Consider the following 15,576-nt stretch of genomic DNA (forward strand, 5'->3'; position numbering starts at 1 on the left):
CAGGAGAAACGGCCATGCCTGCATCGGCCAACGAAGTAGTGCTCGCCGCCAGTGGCCTGGGCAAGACCTACGCCCAGCCCGTGCTCGGCGAGGTCAGCCTGAACCTGCGTGCCGGTGAAGTGCTGGCGCTGACCGGTGAGAACGGCGCCGGCAAGAGCACCCTGTCCAAGCTCATCAGTGGCCTGGAAACCCCCACCACCGGGCACATGCACTACCGCGGCCAGGCCTACGCCCCTGGCAGCCGCAGCGAGGCCGAGCGCCTCGGCGTGCGCATGGTCATGCAGGAGCTGAACCTGCTGCCCACGCTGACCGTGGCGGAAAACCTGTTCCTCGACAACCTGCCCGGCCGCTTTGGCTGGATCAGCCAGAAGCGCCTGCGCCAACTGGCCACGGCCGCCATGGCCCAGGTCGGCCTCGACGCCATCGACCCGGACACCCCGGTCGGCGAGCTGGGCATCGGCCACCAGCAGATGGTCGAGATCGCCCGCAACCTGATCGGCGACTGCCATGTGCTGATCTTCGATGAACCCACCGCCATGCTCACCGCGCGCGAGGTGGAGCTGCTGTTCACCCAGATAGAGCGCCTGCGCCAACGTGGCGTGGCCATCGTCTACATCTCCCATCGCCTGGAAGAACTGCAGCGCGTGGCCCAGCGCATCGTCGTGCTGCGCGACGGCAAGCTGGTGTGCGACGAGCCGATACAGCGCTACAGCAGCGCCGAACTGGTCAACCTGATGGTCGGCCGCGAGCTGGGCGAGCATATCGACCTGGGCAGGCGGCAGATCGGCGCGCCGCTGCTCAAGGTCGACAAGCTCAGCCGTGCCGACAAGGTGCGTGAAGTGTCGTTCGAGGTCAGGGCAGGGGAGATCTTCGGTATCTCCGGCCTGATCGGTGCCGGCCGTACCGAGCTGTTGCGCCTGATCTACGGCGCCGACCGTGCCGACAGCGGCAGCATCGCCCTCGGCCAGCCACCGCAGGTGGTCACCATCGACTCGCCCAAGGCTGCCGTGCAGGCCGGTATCGCGCTGATCACCGAAGACCGCAAAGGCGAGGGCCTGCTGCTGACGCAGTCGATCAGCGCCAATATCGCCCTGGGCAACCTCGGTGCGGTATCACGGGCCGGGGTGCTCGATGGCGAAGCCGAAGCGGCATTGGCCGAGCGCCAGATCCAGGCCATGCGCATTCGCAGTGCCGGCCCGCAGCAGGTGGTGGGCGAGCTGTCTGGCGGCAACCAGCAGAAGGTGGTGATCGGCCGTTGGCTGGAGCGCGACTGCCAGGTGCTGCTGTTCGACGAGCCCACCCGTGGCATCGACGTCGGCGCCAAGTTCGACATCTATGGCCTGCTGGCCGAGCTGGCGCGCCAGGGCAAGGCCCTGGTGGTGGTGTCCAGCGACCTGCGCGAGCTGATGCTGATCTGCGACCGCATCGCCGTGCTGTCGGCCGGTCGCCTGATCGACACCTTCGAGCGTGACCATTGGAGCCAGGACCAGCTGCTGGCCGCGGCCTTTGCCGGTTATCAGAAACGTGACGCACTGCTGCATGACGCAGCTCCCAGGATGGATGCATGAAAACCACCCCGCTCGACAGCCAAGGTGCCGCACCAGTGCGCCGCAGTGGCACCTATCTTGGCCTGGGTACCTACCTGGGCCTGGCCGGCGCCTTGCTGGCGATGATCGTGCTGTTCTCGTTCCTCAGCAGCCACTTCTGGTCGTACAACACCTTCAGTACCCTGGCCAACCAGATCCCCGACCTGATGGTGCTGGCGGTGGGCATGACCTTCGTACTGATCATTGGCGGCATCGACCTGTCGGTGGGCTCGGTGCTGGCGCTGGCAGCCTCGACGGTCAGCGTGGCGATCCTCGGCTGGGGTTGGGGCGTGCTGCCTTCGGCCCTGCTGGGCATGGCCGTGGCCGCGCTGGCCGGCAGCATCACCGGCGGCGTAACCGTGGCCTGGCGCATTCCGTCGTTCATCGTTTCGCTCGGGGTGCTGGAAATGGCCCGCGGCCTGGCCTACCAGTTCACCGACTCGCGCACCGCCTATATCGGCGATGCCTATGCCTGGTTCTCCAACCCCATTGCATTCGGCATCTCGCCGGCGTTCATCATCGCCTTGCTGGTGATCGTGCTGGCCCAGTTGGTGCTGACCCGCACGGTGTTCGGCCGCTACCTGATCGGCATCGGCACCAACGAAGAGGCCGTGCGCCTGGCCGGCATCGACCCGCGCCCTTACAAGGTGCTGGTGTTCGCCCTGATGGGCCTGCTTGCCGGCCTGGCTGCGCTGTTCCAGATCTCGCGCCTGGAAGCCGCCGACCCCAATGCCGGCTCCGGCCTGGAGCTGCAGGTGATCGCCGCCGTGGTGATTGGCGGCACCAGCCTGATGGGCGGGCGTGGGTCGGTCATCAGCACCTTCTTTGGCGTGCTGATCATTTCGGTGCTGGCCGCAGGGCTGGCGCAGATCGGTGCCAGCGAACCGACCAAACGCATCATCACCGGGGCGGTGATCGTCATCGCCGTGGTGCTCGACACTTACCGTAGCCGGCGTGCAGGCCGGCGGAACTGAGAACATGGCAACCATCAAAGACGTCGCGGCACTGGCGGGCATTTCCTACACCACCGTGTCCCATGTGCTGAACAAGACCCGGCCGGTCAGCGAGCAGGTGCGGCTGAAAGTCGAAGCCGCCATCGCTGAGCTCGACTACGTGCCCAGCGCCGTGGCCCGCTCGCTGAAGGCGCGCAGCACGGCCACCATCGGCTTGCTGGTGCCCAACAGCGTCAACCCGTACTTCGCCGAACTGGCGCGGGGCATCGAAGACGCCTGCGAGCGCAATGGCTACTGCGTGATCCTGTGCAACTCCGACGACAACCCGCAAAAGCAGCGCAGCTATCTGCGCGTACTGCTGGAAAAGCGTATCGACGGCCTGGTGGTGGCTTCGGTGGGCCAGGACAGCGACCTGCTGCAAAGCCTGACTGGCGTGCGCACGCCAATGGTGATCGTCGACCGCGAACTGGATGGCGTCGATGCCGACCTGGTGCGCATCGACCACGAGCAGGGCGCCTACCTGGCCACCCGTCACCTGCTGGAGCTTGGCCACCGCGACATCGCCTACATCGGCGGCCCCGCCGAGACCGGGGTCACCCAGCTGCGGCTGAGCGGCTTCCGTCGCGCCATGGCCGAGGCCGGCGCAGCGGTGCTGGGCGACCGCGTGCTGCACTGCGACTTCACCAGCCCGGGGGGCCATGCGGTGGCAACCCGGTTGCTGGAGGGCAAGCGGCCCACGGCGATCTTCGCCGGCAACGACATGATCGGCTTCGGCGTGCTGCGCGCCGCGGCCGAACGCAATATCAACGTACCCGGCGAGCTGTCGGTGATCGGCTTCGACGACATCGAGCTCAGCCGCTATGTGTACCCGCCGTTGACCACGGTGGGCCAGTCGATCCGCGAGTTGGGCGAGAGCGCCGCGTCGCTGTTGCTGGCGCGTATCGGCACACCCCGGCAGGGCGCGGCGGAGCAACGCATCGTCGCCCCGCGCATCGTGCTGCGCGAGTCCACCGGGCCGCGCCCGGACCTGTTCAACGATTACCGCTAACGCTAAGGAAATGTCATGAGTGCCAAGGTCGTGGTAGTCGGTAGCCTCAACATGGACCTGGTGGCCCGCGCCCAGCGCCTGCCCCGGGCCGGCGAAACACTCCCCGGCGAAAGCTTTTTCACCGTGCCGGGCGGCAAGGGGGCCAACCAGGCGGTGGCCGTGGCGCGCTTGGGCGGCAGCGTGGCGATGATCGGCAACGTCGGCGACGATGATTATGGCCGGCAACTGCACCGGGCCTTGTATGTGGAAGGCATCGACTGCCAGGGCGTCAGCACCTGCCAGGGCGTGTCCAGCGGTGTGGCGCTGATCACCGTGGATGCCGCCAGCCAGAACTGCATCGTCATCATCCCCGGTGGCAACGGCCTGCTGACGCCGCAGTCGGTGCAGCGGTTCGATGCGCTGCTGCAGGCGGCCGAGGTGATCATCTGCCAGCTGGAAGTACCGGCCGACACCGTGGCCTGGACCTTGGCCCGGGGGCGTGAACTGGGCAAGCGGGTGATCCTGAACCCGGCGCCGGCGACCGGCCCCTTGCCGGCGGGCTGGTTCGCCCACATCGACTACCTGACGCCCAACGAAAGCGAGGCCGAAGCCCTGACCGGCGTGGCGGTGGCTGATCTGGACAGTGCCCGGCGCGCCGGCGAGCGCTTGCTGCAACTGGGCGCGGGCAAAGTGATCATCACCCTGGGCGCGCAAGGGGCCTTGCTGGTCACTCGTCAGGGCCATCAGCACTTCCCCGCGCCGGTGGTGCAGCCGCTGGACACCACGGCAGCCGGCGATACTTTTATCGGCGGCTTTGCCGCTGGCCTGGTGCGCGGCATGGAGGAGGGCGAAGCCATCACCTTCGGCCAACGCGCCGCGGCTCTGTCGGTTACCCGCGCCGGTGCCCAGCCGTCGATTCCCTACCTGGCGGAGCTTGCGCCATGAAGAAGACCCCACTGCTGAACGTCGCCCTGTCGCGGACCATCGCCGGCATGGGGCATGGTGACATCCTGGTGATCGGCGATGCCGGGCTACCGGTGCCGCCGGGCGTCGAACTGATCGACCTGGCCGTCACGCCCGGCCTGCCGGATTTCGCCAGCGTGTTGCGGGTTGTGCTGAGCGAATTGCAGGTAGAGCGCCACGTGCTGGCCGAAGAGATGCAGAAAGTAGTGCCACCGGCGCTGGTCGAGATCGAGCGGCTGAAGGGCAAGCTGGGCAAGCGCGAATGGCTGAGCCATGAAGATTTCAAGGCATTGTCACGCAGTGCCCGTGCGGTAGTGCGCACCGGCGAGTGCCAGCCCTACAGCAACATCGCGCTGATTTCCGGCGTGACCTTCTAGCTCGTCGCCCCCTGTGGGAGCGGGTTCACCCGCGAACACCGGCGAAGCCGGTGCCATCCACCGCGCTGCCTTCTTCGCGGGTAAACCCGCTCCCACAGGGATTTGTGGTGTATCAGGAATACCAATCCAGGCAACAGGAGTGCCACCCATGCTCAAACCCTTGTTACAAGGAATCGCCCTCATGGCCGCAGCCACCACCCTCCAGGCCGCCCCCATCGACCTGATCATCGACACCGACCCCGGCGCCGACGACGTGGTCGCGCTGTTCCTGGCCATGGCCTCGCCCGACGAGCTCAACATCCGCGCCATCACCACCGTGGCCGGCAACGTGCGCCTGGAAAAGACCTCGCGCAACGCCCGCCTGGCCCGCGAATGGGCCGGCCGCGAAGACATCCCCGTGTACGCCGGCGCCGCTCGCCCGCTGGTGCGCAAGCCCATCTACGCCGCCGACGTGCACGGCGAAGAAGGCCTCACCGGCATCCAGGTCCACGAACCGAAAGCGCCGCTGGCTCAGGGCAATGCCGTGCAATACCTGGTCGACACCCTGGGCACCGCCAAGCCCCACAGCATCACCATCGCCATGCTCGGCCCACAAACCAACCTGGCCCTGGCGCTGATCCAGCGCCCGGACATCGCCAAAGGCATCAAGCAGGTGGTGGTCATGGGCGGTGCCCATTTCAACGGCGGCAACATCACCCCGGCGGCGGAATTCAACCTCTATGCCGACCCACATGCCGCCGAAGTGGTGCTGGCCAGCGGCGTGCAACTGACCTACCTGCCGCTGGACGTCACCCACAAGCTGCTGACCAGCGACGCCCGCCTCAAGCAACTGGCGGCGGTGAACAACCAGGCCAGCAAACGGGTGGTGGATATCCTCAACGCCTACATCACCCACGACATGGACCTGTACGGCATGCCCGGCGGCCCGGTGCACGACGCCAGCGTCATCGCCTACCTGCTCAAGCCCGAGCTGTTCAGCGGCCGGCGCATCCATATGAGCATCGACAGCCGCGAAGGCCCCAGCTTCGGCCAGACCCTTGCCGACTGGTACGGCGTGCTCAAGCAGCCTGCCAACGTGATGTGGGTGGAGGAGGGCGATGCCCAGGGCCTGTTCGACCTGCTCAGCGCCCGTTTGGCGCGATTGGAATAGCCGTGTGCGGCGCGTAGCGCTCGAACACCTGGTCGAAGAAGCTGCGTGCCGCCTCGGCGCCGCGATCGCGCACCAGCAGGTCGATGGCAATCAGCAGCAACTCCTCCGGCGTGCCAGGGCTGTACGCGCTCTGGCCTTCGGCCCATTTGACCTTGATATCGGCTTCGATGCTGTGGCTGCTCATGAAAGGCTCTCGCTTGGGGCCCGGGACGAAGGGGCGAACACCTGACCCTGGTGTTCGATGGAGGCGGGGTGCGCTCCACTTCTTGCACTAAATCATGACTTTGCGTCAGTGACCTTGCGGCTTAAGCATATGGCAAACGCAGCAGGTTGTGCAAAATCCGGTCACGATTGCGTTTTCGCCTCGGCTGGCAAGTTCAGGCAGACTTGACCGGTTTTGCAACAAAAGATGAGCGGAACTGTCGGATCAGACAGTTCCCGGACCGATTTAGGAGGCTTCATGTTCCGTACCCGTGCTTACCTGGCAACCCTGGCGGTGGCTGCTGTCCTGGCTGGTTGCAGCACTGGTGGCAATTCTGCTGGTGGCGCTGCACCAGCTACGCCGGCAGGCAATGATGGCCGCTGCGAAGCCAGCGGCGCCGATTTCGCCATTGGCAAGCCCGCCAGCGCCGAGCTGCTGGAGCAGGCGCGCAAGGCCAGTGGCTCGCAGATGGCCCGCATTCTCAAGCCGCATGATGTGGTTACCCTTGAGTACCGCTCCGAGCGCTTGAACCTGAATGTGGACGAGCAGGGCAAGGTAATTCGCGTCAACTGCGGTTGACACAGCCCGGAGGATCGACGCGGTCCCTGTAGGAGCGGCCTTGTGTCGCGATAGGGCCGCAAAGCGGCCCCGGCCATTGATGCTGCGAAGCTGAAACCCTGGGGCCGCTACGCGCCCCTTTCGCGACACAAGGCCGCTCCTACAAAAAAGCGAGCGCGTGCAGCCTGGCAAACGGCCATAAAAAAACCCGCCACGAGGGCGGGTTTTTTTACAGCTATCCGAATTACTCCGGACGAACCTGTGCAGCCTGCATGCCCTTCTGGCCGCGCTCGGCGACGAAGGAAACAGTCTGGCCTTCTTTCAGGCTCTTGAAGCCGTCAGATTCGATGGCCTTGAAGTGAACGAACAGGTCGTCGCCGCCGCCTGCTGGGGTGATGAAGCCGTAGCCTTTCTCATCATTGAACCATTTGACGGTGCCTTGTTGGCGATTGGACATGGGTGAATCTCCAGAACATTTAGTTTTTTCAGTGGTGCAATGCGGCCGAGGCTACGGAGCACGGAACACATCATAGTCTAATTCTGCGCATCTAGCGCCTTTTACCTTCGCAGGATGTTGATCCAGCTCAAAGAATGGCTGGTCTGCTCTGGCTTTAAGGTTTCAGCTCTTCGGTGCGCAGGCCTGTTTCACGACCGTCTGGGCCTTCTGCATCAGCTTGGCGTCCACGCCGTCCTTGCTGTCGAGGTCGGCAATCTCCGCGTCGGTGAAATTCTTTTTGATGGCTTGGGCGCCACAGTCGCAGTGTTTTTTCGCGGTTGCAGCATCAACGCCCTGGCCGCTGGCCACCTGCGTGCACTGGGCCATGTAGCCAGCCTCCTTTCCGGGCGGGAAGTTGCCGGCGTTCGCAGCCATGGGCAGCAGCAGGGCCCCAGCAGCCGCCAGGGCCAGAAGAGACGGAACTCGCATAACCAGTTACTCCTTGGGTTAAGGTCTCATCAAGAGTAGGTTGCTTCCCAAGGTCTGATAGGAATTTTTCCGCGTTAGTTCACCGCTGCGGCGTAATTTCCAAATATTTCTGCCTGGCATGCAACCCGCGTGCTAGCATGCCCGGCTTGCAGCTGACAACTTGCAGCCTGCAGCTATCTTTTTTCTTTCCAGTCACTCTGGTTCGTCCCTGGCAAGCCGAAAGGCTTCTGCCACTGTGAGGCAGGCTTCCCGTTGCGGGAAGGCAGGTCGGATCTTGTACTGGCTCATCCCAACCCACGTGACCTTTGGTAGGGGTCACCACTAGGAGAGGAGGCGCCATGCCCGTTATTACTCTTCCCGATGGCAGTCAACGTTCGTTCGATCATGCCGTATCCGTAGCCGAAGTCGCCGCTTCCATCGGCGCCGGCCTGGCCAAGGCCACCGTGGCCGGCAAGGTCGACGGCAAACTGGTCGATGCCTGCGACCTGATCAGCAACGACGCCACCCTGCAGATCATCACCCCTAAAGATGAAGAGGGACTGGAGATCATCCGTCACTCGTGCGCCCACCTGGTCGGCCACGCGGTGAAACAGCTGTACCCGACCGCCAAGATGGTGATCGGCCCGGTCATCGACGAAGGCTTCTACTACGACATCGCCTACGAGCGCCCCTTCACCCCTGAAGACATGGCCGCCATCGAAAAGCGCATGATGGAGCTGATCGACAAGGACTACGACGTCATCAAGAAGGTGACCCCGCGCGCCGAAGTCATCGACGTGTTCAAGGCCCGTGGCGAAGACTACAAGCTGCGCCTGGTCGAAGACATGCCGGACGAAAAGGCCATGGGCCTGTACTACCACGAAGAATACGTCGACATGTGCCGCGGCCCGCACGTGCCGAACACCCGCTTCCTCAAGGCATTCAAGCTGACCAAGCTGTCCGGCGCCTACTGGCGCGGTGATGCCAAGAACGAGCAGCTGCAACGCGTGTACGGCACCGCCTGGGCCGACAAGAAGCAGCTGGCTGCGTACATCCAGCGCATCGAAGAAGCCGAAAAACGCGACCACCGCAAGATCGGCAAGCAGCTCGACCTGTTCCACCTGCAGGAAGAAGCCCCGGGCATGGTGTTCTGGCACGCCAACGGCTGGACCGTGTACCAGGTACTCGAGCAGTACATGCGCCAGGTCCAGCGCGTCAACGGCTACCAGGAAATCAAGACCCCGCAGGTTGTCGACCGCATTCTCTGGGAGCGTTCCGGCCACTGGTCCAACTACGCCGAGAACATGTTCACCACTTCGTCGGAAAGCCGTGACTACGCGGTCAAGCCGATGAACTGCCCGTGCCACGTGCAGGTGTTCAACCAGGGACTGAAAAGCTACCGCGACCTGCCGCTGCGCCTGGCCGAGTTCGGTGCCTGCCACCGTAACGAGCCGTCCGGCGCCCTGCACGGCATCATGCGCGTGCGTGGCTTCGTGCAGGACGACGCGCACATCTTCTGCACCGAAGAACAGGTGAAGAAAGAAGCCGCCGACTTCATCAAGCTGACCCTGGACGTGTACAAGGACTTTGGCTTCACCGACATCGCCATGAAGCTGTCGACCCGCCCGGCCAAGCGCGTGGGTTCCGAAGAGCTGTGGGACCGTGCCGAAGGCGCACTGGCCGACGCCTTGAACGAATCGGGCCTGGAGTGGGAATACCAGCCGGGCGAGGGCGCCTTCTACGGCCCGAAGATCGAGTTCACCCTGCGCGACTGCCTCGGCCGTAACTGGCAGTGCGGTACCCTGCAGTACGACCCGAACCTGCCGGAACGCCTGGATGCCAGCTATATCGCCGAAGATAACAGCCGAGTTCGCCCGGTCATGCTGCACCGCGCCATCCTCGGTTCGTTCGAGCGCTTCATCGGCATGCTGATCGAGCACTACGCCGGCGTGTTCCCGGCCTGGCTGGCACCCACCCAGGCCGTGATCATGAACATCACCGACAAGCAGGCCGATTTCGCCCTCGAGGTGGAAAATACCCTGAACGGTAGCGGTTTCCGTGCCAAGTCGGACTTGAGAAATGAGAAGATCGGCTTTAAAATCCGCGAGCATACTTTGCTCAAGGTCCCGTACCTTTTGGTTATAGGGGATCGCGAAGTCGAAACGCAGACCGTCGCCGTACGCACCCGTGAAGGCAAAGACCTCGGCTCCATGCCGGTGGCTGAATTCACGCAGCTGCTCAACAGCGCTGTTGCCCAGCGCGGTCGCCTAGAATCGGAGTAATGACTATTAAGCGTGAAATGAGAAACGATAAACGAACTGCACCGAAAGCCCCGATCAACGAGAATATCTCGGCACGCGAGGTTCGGTTAATTGGCGCTGACGGCGAGCAGATTGGCATCGTCTCGATTGATGAAGCGCTTCGTATCGCTGATGAAGCGAAGCTGGATCTGGTGGAAATCTCTGCAGACGCGCAACCGCCCGTCTGCAAGGTGATGGACTACGGCAAGCACCTCTTCGAGAAGAAGAAGCAGGCCAACGAAGCCAAGAAAAACCAGAAGCAGATCCAGATCAAAGAAATCAAGTTTCGTCCAGGGACGGAAGAAGGGGATTACCAGGTAAAACTACGCAACCTGGTACGTTTCCTTACCGATGGGGACAAGGCCAAGATCTCTCTGAGATTCCGCGGCCGTGAGATGGCCCACCAGGAGCTGGGCATGGAGCTGTTGAAGCGGGTCGAAGCCGACCTCGCCGAATACGGCTCCGTTGAGCAGCATCCGAAGATGGAAGGACGCCAGCTTATGATGGTCATCGCCCCCAAAAAGAAGAAGTAATCTCCCGGGCACGGCAGGCCTGATGATTATTGTGTAATTTTATCGAATGCGGAGTTCCAACATGCCAAAAATGAAAACCAAGAGCGGTGCTGCGAAGCGCTTCCTGAAGACCGCTTCCGGCTTCAAGCACAAGCACGCTTTCAAGAGCCACATCCTGACCAAAATGTCGACCAAGCGTAAGCGTCAACTGCGCGGTGCCAGCCTGCTGCACCCGTCTGACGTGGCAAAAGTCGAGCGCATGCTGCGCGTACGTTAATTCTGGTTTAGATAGAGGAAGTTACTCATGGCTCGTGTTAAGCGTGGCGTCATCGCTCGTAAGCGTCACAAGAAAATTCTGAAACTGGCTAAAGGCTACTACGGTGCACGCTCGCGCGTATTCCGCGTTGCCAAGCAGGCTGTCATCAAGGCAGGTCAATATGCCTACCGTGACCGTCGTCAGAAGAAGCGTCAGTTCCGCGCACTGTGGATCGCTCGTATCAACGCCGGTGCCCGCACCAACGGTCTGTCCTACAGCCGTCTGATTGCTGGCCTGAAAAAGGCTTCGATCGAAATCGACCGTAAGGTTCTGGCCGATCTGGCAGTGAACGAAAAAGCGGCGTTTGCTGCGATTGTCGAGAAAGCTAAAGCCGTTCTGGCTTAAGTACCCGCGACAATCACCCGGCGGCGCTAGCGCCGTCGGGCATTGAACGTCATCGATAGGGGAAGAGCCTTCAAAGCTCTTCCCCTATTTTCGTATCTGGAGTCTGTACATGGAAAACCTGGATGCGTTGGTCTCCCAAGCCCTAGAGGCCGTGGAGCGCGCTGAAGACATCAATACCCTGGAACAGATCCGGGTGAATTATCTCGGCAAGAAAGGCGAGCTGACCCAGGTGATGAAGACCCTGGGCAACCTGCCAGCCGAAGAGCGGCCGAAAGTCGGCGCGCTGATCAACGACGCCAAAGAGCGCGTTACTGTTGTGCTCAATGCCCGCAAGGCCGCCTTCGAAGAAGCCGAGCTCAGCGCTCGCCTGGCTGCCGAGTGCATTGACGTCACCCTGCCAGGCCGCGGCCAGGCCACCGGTGGCCTGCACCCGATCACCCGTACACTCGAGCGCATCGAGCAGTTCTTCACCCACATCGGCTACGGCATTGCCGAAGGCCCAGAGGTGGAAGACGACTACCACAACTTCGAAGCGCTCAACATCCCCGGCCACCACCCGGCCCGGGCGATGCACGACACCTTCTACTTCAATGCCAACATGCTGCTGCGCACCCACACCTCGCCGGTGCAGGTGCGGACCATGGAGTCCACCCAGCCGCCAATCCGCATTGTCTGCCCGGGCCGCGTATACCGTTGCGACTCGGATATCACCCACTCGCCGATGTTCCACCAGGTCGAAGGCCTGCTGATCGATCGCGATATCAACTTCGCCGACCTCAAGGGCACCATCGAAGAATTCCTGCGCGTGTTCTTCGAAAAAGAACTGGCGGTACGTTTCCGCCCATCGTTCTTCCCCTTCACCGAGCCGTCCGCCGAAGTCGACATCCAGTGCGTGATGTGTTCCGGCAAAGGCTGCCGCGTGTGCAAGCAGACCGGCTGGCTGGAAGTGATGGGCTGCGGCATGGTGCACCCGAACGTGCTGCGCATGTCCGGCATCGACCCTGAAGAGTTCCAGGGCTTCGCCTTCGGCATGGGCGCCGAGCGCCTGGCCATGCTGCGCTACGGCGTCAACGATTTGCGTCTGTTCTTCGATAACGACCTGCGGTTCCTTGCCCAATTCCGCTAGGCCCAATCGACGCACATTCTAGGAGAACAGCATGAAATTCAGTGAACAGTGGCTGCGCGGTTGGGTAAACCCGCAAGTCTCCCGTGACGAACTGGTCGCCCGCCTGTCCATGGCTGGCCTCGAAGTCGACAGCGTTACCCCCGCTGCCGGCCAGTTCAGCGGCATCGTCGTGGGCGAAATCCTCGCCACCGAACAACACCCGGACGCCGACAAGCTGCGCGTGTGCCAGGTAAGCAACGGCCAGGAAACCTTCCAGGTCGTGTGCGGCGCCCCTAATGCCCGCCCAGGCATCAAGATCCCGTTCGCCATGATCGGCGCCGAACTGCCAGGCGACTTCAAGATCAAGAAGGCCAAGCTGCGCGGCGTCGAGTCCTTCGGCATGCTGTGCTCGGCTGCCGAGCTGCAAATCAGCGAAGAGAACGACGGCCTGCTGGAACTGGCTGCCGACGCCCCGGTTGGCGAAGACATTCGCCAGTACCTGAGCCTGGACGACGCCAGCATCGAAATCGGCCTCACCCCCAACCGCGGCGACTGCCTGTCCATCGCCGGCCTGGCCCGCGACGTCAGCGCCCTGTACGACACCCCGGTCACCCGCCCGGTAGTGCCAGCCGTACCGGCTGCCCACGACGAAGTGCGCCCGGTCGAAGTCAGCGCCCCGGCTGCCTGCCCACGCTACCTGGGCCGCGTCATCCGCAACGTCGACCTGAGCAAGCCGACCCCGCTGTGGATGGTCGAACGCCTGCGCCGCAGCGACGTGCGCAGCATCGACGCCGCCGTCGACATCACCAACTACGTGATGCTCGAACTCGGCCAGCCGATGCACGCCTTCGACCTGGCAGAAATCAACGGCGGCATCCGCGTACGCATGGCTGAAGAGGGCGAGAAGCTCGTCCTGCTCGACGGCCAGGAAGTTGCCCTGCGCGCCGACACCCTGGTAATCGCCGACCACACCCGCGCCCTGGCCATCGCCGGCGTCATGGGTGGCGAGCACAGCGGTGTGAACACCGAAAAAACCCGCGACCTGTTCCTCGAAAGCGCCTTCTTCGAGCCGATCTCCGTCGCCGGTAAAGCCCGTTCCTATGGCCTGCACACCGACGCCTCGCACCGCTACGAGCGCGGCGTAGACTCGCAGCTGGCCCGCGAAGCCATGGAGCGCGCCACCCAGCTGCTGCTGGACATCGTCGGCGGCGAAGCCGGCCCGGTTGTCGAAGCCGTCAGCGAACAGCACCTGCCGCAAGTGGCCCCGGTCACCCTGCGCGCCGAACGCATCACCCAGATGCTCGGCATGGAAATGGACCCAGCCCAGGTCGAGCAGCTGCTCAACGCCCTGGAACTGACCACGACTCGCGATGGGGAAGGGCAGTGGACCGTCAACGTTCCAAGCCACCGCTTCGACATCAGCCTGGAAGTGGACCTGATCGAAGAGCTGGCCCGCCTGTACGGCTACAACAACCTGCCGGTTCGCTACCCGCAAGCCCGCCTGGCCCCCCAGGGCAAGCCGGAAACCCGCGGTGAACTGCCGACCCTGCGCCGCCTGCTGGTTGCCCGCGGCTACCAGGAAGCCATCACCTACAGCTTCATCGACCCGAAACTGTTCGAACTGTTCAGCCCGGGCGTAGAGCCGCTGCTGCTGGCCAACCCCATCTCCAGCGACATGGCCGCCATGCGCGCGTCCCTGTGGCCGGGCCTGGTCAAGGCGCTGCAGCACAACCTGAACCGCCAGCAAGACCGCGTGCGCCTGTTCGAAAGCGGCCTGCGCTTCGTCGGCCAGCTCGGCGACCTGAAGCAGCAGCCGATGATCGCCGGCGTTGTCACCGGCAGCCGCCTGCCAGAAGGCTGGGCCAACGGCCGCGACGGCGTCGACTTCTTCGACGTCAAGGCCGACGTGGAAGCCCTGCTGGGCTACTCCGGCGCCCTGAGCGACTTCACCTTCAGCGCCGGCAAGCACCCAGCCCTGCACCCAGGCCAGACCGCCGCCATCGAACGTGACGGCAAGCTGGTCGGCTACCTCGGCGCCATCCACCCAGAGCTGGCAAAAGCCCTGGACCTGGACCGCCCGGTGTTCCTGTTCGAGCTGGTGCTGGGCGACGTGGTCGAAGGTCGCCTGCCGAAATTCAGCGAGCTGTCCAAGTTCCCGGAAACCCGCCGCGACCTGGCTTTGATCGCAGGACGTGATGTAGCTTCTAGCTCGGTGCTTGAAGTAATTCGTGACAATGCAGGCGAATGGCTCACAGACCTCAGGCTGTTTGATGTCTACCAAGGTAAAGGCATTGATCCTGATAGAAAAAGCCTTGCCGTCGGCTTGACCTGGCAGCATCCATCGCGCACTCTTAACGACGATGAGGTGAACGCCGCACTGCAAAACATCCTCACCTCGCTCGAACAAAGGTTGAACACCACGTTAAGGAAATAACGGCATGGGTGCTCTGACGAAAGCTGAGATGGCCGAAAGGCTGTACGAGGAGCTGGGGCTTAACAAGCGTGAGGCCAAGGAGCTGGTCGAGCTGTTTTTTGAAGAAATTCGGCACGCACTTGAAGAGAACGAGCAGGTCAAGCTGTCCGGTTTCGGCAACTTCGACCTTCGCGACAAACGCCAGCGGCCGGGCCGCAACCCCAAGACAGGGGAAGAAATCCCGATCACCGCACGGCGCGTCGTCACCTTTCGTCCAGGGCAGAAGTTGAAGGCCCGGGTTGAGGCCTATGCTGGAACCAAGCCATAACGACGAACTGCCCCCCATACCGGGCAAAAGGTACTTCACCATTGGTGAAGTGAGTGAGCTTTGTGCGGTAAAACCGCACGTGCTGCGGTATTGGGAGCAGGAGTTCGATCAGCTCAATCCCGTGAAGCGGCGGGGGAACCGGCGGTATTATCAGCGGCAGGATGTGCTGATGATTCGCCAGATTCGCGCGCTGCTTTATGACCAGGGGTTCACCATTGGTGGGGCTCGGTTGAGGCTCTCCAGTGATGAGGCCAAGGATGAGTCTAGCCAGTACAAGCAGCTGATTCGGCAGATGATTGTCGAGTTGGAGGATGTGTTGGTGGTGTTGAAGAAGTGACCTGGGTTGCTGGCGAATGGAAATTTTTTGAGAAAAAGCTTTCATTTATCAGGAAGTTAGGGTAGATTCTTCATCGTTCTCAGAGGTTATGAGAATGTAGTCGGGGCGTAGCGCAGCCCGGTAGCGCACTTGCATGGGGTGCAAGGGGTCGAGTGTTCGAATCACTCCGTCCCGACCAAAAATCCCTAAAAAATCCAGTC

18 protein-coding genes and 1 tRNA gene are annotated in these 15,576 nt (G+C 62.8%); 16 read left to right on the forward strand and 3 right to left on the reverse strand.

Features of this window, described 5'->3' with window-relative positions:
* Positions 1-14 precede the first annotated feature (14 nt).
* The 6 genes from CAG00_RS00930 (at position 15) to CAG00_RS00960 (ending at position 6,056) form a co-directional block, all read left to right on the forward strand.
* On the forward strand, positions 15-1,568 hold the full coding sequence (locus CAG00_RS00930; RefSeq protein WP_025338535.1) for a sugar ABC transporter ATP-binding protein: 1,554 nt from the start codon (positions 15-17) through the stop codon (positions 1,566-1,568).
* Positions 1,565-2,560, forward strand: a complete 996-nt coding sequence (locus CAG00_RS00935; RefSeq protein WP_015269786.1) for an ABC transporter permease — start codon at positions 1,565-1,567, stop codon at positions 2,558-2,560. Before CAG00_RS00930 ends, CAG00_RS00935 begins: the two co-directional genes overlap by 4 nt.
* 4 nt (positions 2,561-2,564) lie before the next feature.
* Complete coding sequence (locus CAG00_RS00940; RefSeq protein WP_075044736.1) at positions 2,565-3,587, forward strand: LacI family DNA-binding transcriptional regulator; 1,023 nt, start codon at positions 2,565-2,567, stop codon at positions 3,585-3,587.
* 15 nt (positions 3,588-3,602) lie between these two features.
* Positions 3,603-4,511, forward strand: a complete 909-nt coding sequence (gene rbsK / locus CAG00_RS00945; RefSeq protein WP_085663212.1) for a ribokinase — start codon at positions 3,603-3,605, stop codon at positions 4,509-4,511.
* Positions 4,508-4,906 carry a D-ribose pyranase gene (gene rbsD, locus CAG00_RS00950; protein WP_015269789.1) on the forward strand — a complete coding sequence of 133 codons (399 nt, stop codon included), beginning with the start codon at positions 4,508-4,510 and terminating at the stop codon, positions 4,904-4,906. Before rbsK ends, rbsD begins: the two co-directional genes overlap by 4 nt.
* Positions 4,907-5,054: 148 nt before the next feature.
* Positions 5,055-6,056, forward strand: coding sequence for a nucleoside hydrolase (locus tag CAG00_RS00960; protein ID WP_025338539.1), 1,002 nt, complete (start codon positions 5,055-5,057; stop codon positions 6,054-6,056).
* On the opposite strand, the gene CAG00_RS00965 is transcribed toward CAG00_RS00960, so the two are convergent.
* The gene (locus CAG00_RS00965) at positions 6,028-6,240 is read right to left on the reverse strand and encodes a hypothetical protein (RefSeq protein ID WP_003260960.1); all 213 of its coding nucleotides are present in this window, start codon (positions 6,238-6,240) and stop codon (positions 6,028-6,030) included. The two genes, CAG00_RS00960 and CAG00_RS00965, sit on opposite strands and share 29 nt — an antisense overlap.
* Positions 6,241-6,516: 276 nt before the next feature.
* On the opposite strand from CAG00_RS00965, the gene CAG00_RS00970 reads away from it, so the two are divergent.
* Positions 6,517-6,837 (forward strand): I78 family peptidase inhibitor, encoded by a 321-nt coding sequence (locus CAG00_RS00970; protein ID WP_085619066.1) that lies wholly within the window; start codon positions 6,517-6,519, stop codon positions 6,835-6,837.
* A 223-nt stretch (positions 6,838-7,060) separates the two neighbouring features.
* Here CAG00_RS00970 and CAG00_RS00975 read toward each other — a convergent pair whose 3' ends face one another.
* Entirely contained in the window at positions 7,061-7,273 is a 213-nt protein-coding gene (locus CAG00_RS00975) for a cold-shock protein (protein WP_003250656.1), read from the reverse strand.
* A gap of 162 nt (positions 7,274-7,435) precedes the next feature.
* Positions 7,436-7,741 (reverse strand): hypothetical protein, encoded by a 306-nt coding sequence (locus tag CAG00_RS00980; RefSeq protein ID WP_085619064.1) that lies wholly within the window; start codon positions 7,739-7,741, stop codon positions 7,436-7,438.
* A gap of 338 nt (positions 7,742-8,079) precedes the next feature.
* On the opposite strand from CAG00_RS00980, the gene thrS reads away from it, so the two are divergent.
* The 9 genes from thrS to CAG00_RS01030 all read left to right on the forward strand — a co-directional run bounded on the left by thrS (position 8,080) and on the right by CAG00_RS01030 (position 15,554).
* Positions 8,080-10,002: a threonine--tRNA ligase gene (gene thrS, locus CAG00_RS00990; RefSeq protein WP_085663213.1), complete on the forward strand. Its 1,923-nt coding sequence runs from the start codon at positions 8,080-8,082 to the stop codon at positions 10,000-10,002.
* Complete coding sequence (gene infC / locus CAG00_RS00995; RefSeq protein ID WP_013972005.1) at positions 10,002-10,553, forward strand: translation initiation factor IF-3; 552 nt, start codon at positions 10,002-10,004, stop codon at positions 10,551-10,553. The genes thrS and infC overlap by 1 nt, the downstream gene beginning before the upstream one ends.
* A gap of 61 nt (positions 10,554-10,614) precedes the next feature.
* The gene (rpmI, locus tag CAG00_RS01000; protein ID WP_003250667.1) at positions 10,615-10,809 is read left to right on the forward strand and encodes a 50S ribosomal protein L35; all 195 of its coding nucleotides are present in this window, start codon (positions 10,615-10,617) and stop codon (positions 10,807-10,809) included.
* Positions 10,810-10,836: 27 nt separating this feature from the next.
* A complete protein-coding gene (gene rplT, locus CAG00_RS01005; RefSeq protein ID WP_003250671.1) occupies positions 10,837-11,193 on the forward strand; it encodes a 50S ribosomal protein L20 in 357 nt (118 codons plus the stop codon).
* 109 nt (positions 11,194-11,302) lie between these two features.
* Entirely contained in the window at positions 11,303-12,319 is a 1,017-nt protein-coding gene (gene pheS, locus CAG00_RS01010) for a phenylalanine--tRNA ligase subunit alpha (protein WP_013972006.1), read from the forward strand.
* A gap of 31 nt (positions 12,320-12,350) precedes the next feature.
* Positions 12,351-14,732: a phenylalanine--tRNA ligase subunit beta gene (pheT, locus tag CAG00_RS01015; RefSeq protein ID WP_085663214.1), complete on the forward strand. Its 2,382-nt coding sequence runs from the start codon at positions 12,351-12,353 to the stop codon at positions 14,730-14,732.
* 4 nt (positions 14,733-14,736) lie between these two features.
* Complete coding sequence (gene ihfA / locus CAG00_RS01020) at positions 14,737-15,039, forward strand: integration host factor subunit alpha (RefSeq protein WP_003250679.1); 303 nt, start codon at positions 14,737-14,739, stop codon at positions 15,037-15,039.
* Positions 15,020-15,376, forward strand: coding sequence for a MerR family transcriptional regulator (locus tag CAG00_RS01025; protein ID WP_003250681.1), 357 nt, complete (start codon positions 15,020-15,022; stop codon positions 15,374-15,376). The genes ihfA and CAG00_RS01025 overlap by 20 nt, the downstream gene beginning before the upstream one ends.
* 101 nt (positions 15,377-15,477) lie before the next feature.
* Positions 15,478-15,554 (forward strand) — tRNA-Pro (locus CAG00_RS01030).
* The last annotated feature ends 22 nt before the right edge of the window (positions 15,555-15,576 follow it).

The sequence above is a fragment of the Pseudomonas sp. B5(2017) genome, assembly GCF_002112825.1.
Lineage (GTDB): Bacteria > Pseudomonadota > Gammaproteobacteria > Pseudomonadales > Pseudomonadaceae > Aquipseudomonas > Aquipseudomonas putida_Z.

What these genes read in the sequence shown, in the direction of transcription:
- CAG00_RS00930 (WP_025338535.1), top strand. Translation starts at nt 15, where the DNA reads ATGCCTGCATCGGCCAACGAAGTAGTGCTCGCCGCCAGTGGCCTGGGC.
- CAG00_RS00935 (WP_015269786.1), top strand. Translation starts at nt 1,565, where the DNA reads ATGAAAACCACCCCGCTCGACAGCCAAGGTGCCGCACCAGTGCGCCGC.
- CAG00_RS00940 (WP_075044736.1), top strand. Translation starts at nt 2,565, where the DNA reads ATGGCAACCATCAAAGACGTCGCGGCACTGGCGGGCATTTCCTACACC.
- rbsK (WP_085663212.1), top strand. Translation starts at nt 3,603, where the DNA reads ATGAGTGCCAAGGTCGTGGTAGTCGGTAGCCTCAACATGGACCTGGTG.
- rbsD (WP_015269789.1), top strand. Translation starts at nt 4,508, where the DNA reads ATGAAGAAGACCCCACTGCTGAACGTCGCCCTGTCGCGGACCATCGCC.
- CAG00_RS00960 (WP_025338539.1), top strand. Translation starts at nt 5,055, where the DNA reads ATGCTCAAACCCTTGTTACAAGGAATCGCCCTCATGGCCGCAGCCACC.
- CAG00_RS00965 (WP_003260960.1), bottom strand. Translation starts at nt 6,240, where the DNA reads ATGAGCAGCCACAGCATCGAAGCCGATATCAAGGTCAAATGGGCCGAA.
- CAG00_RS00970 (WP_085619066.1), top strand. Translation starts at nt 6,517, where the DNA reads ATGTTCCGTACCCGTGCTTACCTGGCAACCCTGGCGGTGGCTGCTGTC.
- CAG00_RS00975 (WP_003250656.1), bottom strand. Translation starts at nt 7,273, where the DNA reads ATGTCCAATCGCCAACAAGGCACCGTCAAATGGTTCAATGATGAGAAA.
- CAG00_RS00980 (WP_085619064.1), bottom strand. Translation starts at nt 7,741, where the DNA reads ATGCGAGTTCCGTCTCTTCTGGCCCTGGCGGCTGCTGGGGCCCTGCTG.
- thrS (WP_085663213.1), top strand. Translation starts at nt 8,080, where the DNA reads ATGCCCGTTATTACTCTTCCCGATGGCAGTCAACGTTCGTTCGATCAT.
- infC (WP_013972005.1), top strand. Translation starts at nt 10,002, where the DNA reads ATGACTATTAAGCGTGAAATGAGAAACGATAAACGAACTGCACCGAAA.
- rpmI (WP_003250667.1), top strand. Translation starts at nt 10,615, where the DNA reads ATGCCAAAAATGAAAACCAAGAGCGGTGCTGCGAAGCGCTTCCTGAAG.
- rplT (WP_003250671.1), top strand. Translation starts at nt 10,837, where the DNA reads ATGGCTCGTGTTAAGCGTGGCGTCATCGCTCGTAAGCGTCACAAGAAA.
- pheS (WP_013972006.1), top strand. Translation starts at nt 11,303, where the DNA reads ATGGAAAACCTGGATGCGTTGGTCTCCCAAGCCCTAGAGGCCGTGGAG.
- pheT (WP_085663214.1), top strand. Translation starts at nt 12,351, where the DNA reads ATGAAATTCAGTGAACAGTGGCTGCGCGGTTGGGTAAACCCGCAAGTC.
- ihfA (WP_003250679.1), top strand. Translation starts at nt 14,737, where the DNA reads ATGGGTGCTCTGACGAAAGCTGAGATGGCCGAAAGGCTGTACGAGGAG.
- CAG00_RS01025 (WP_003250681.1), top strand. Translation starts at nt 15,020, where the DNA reads ATGCTGGAACCAAGCCATAACGACGAACTGCCCCCCATACCGGGCAAA.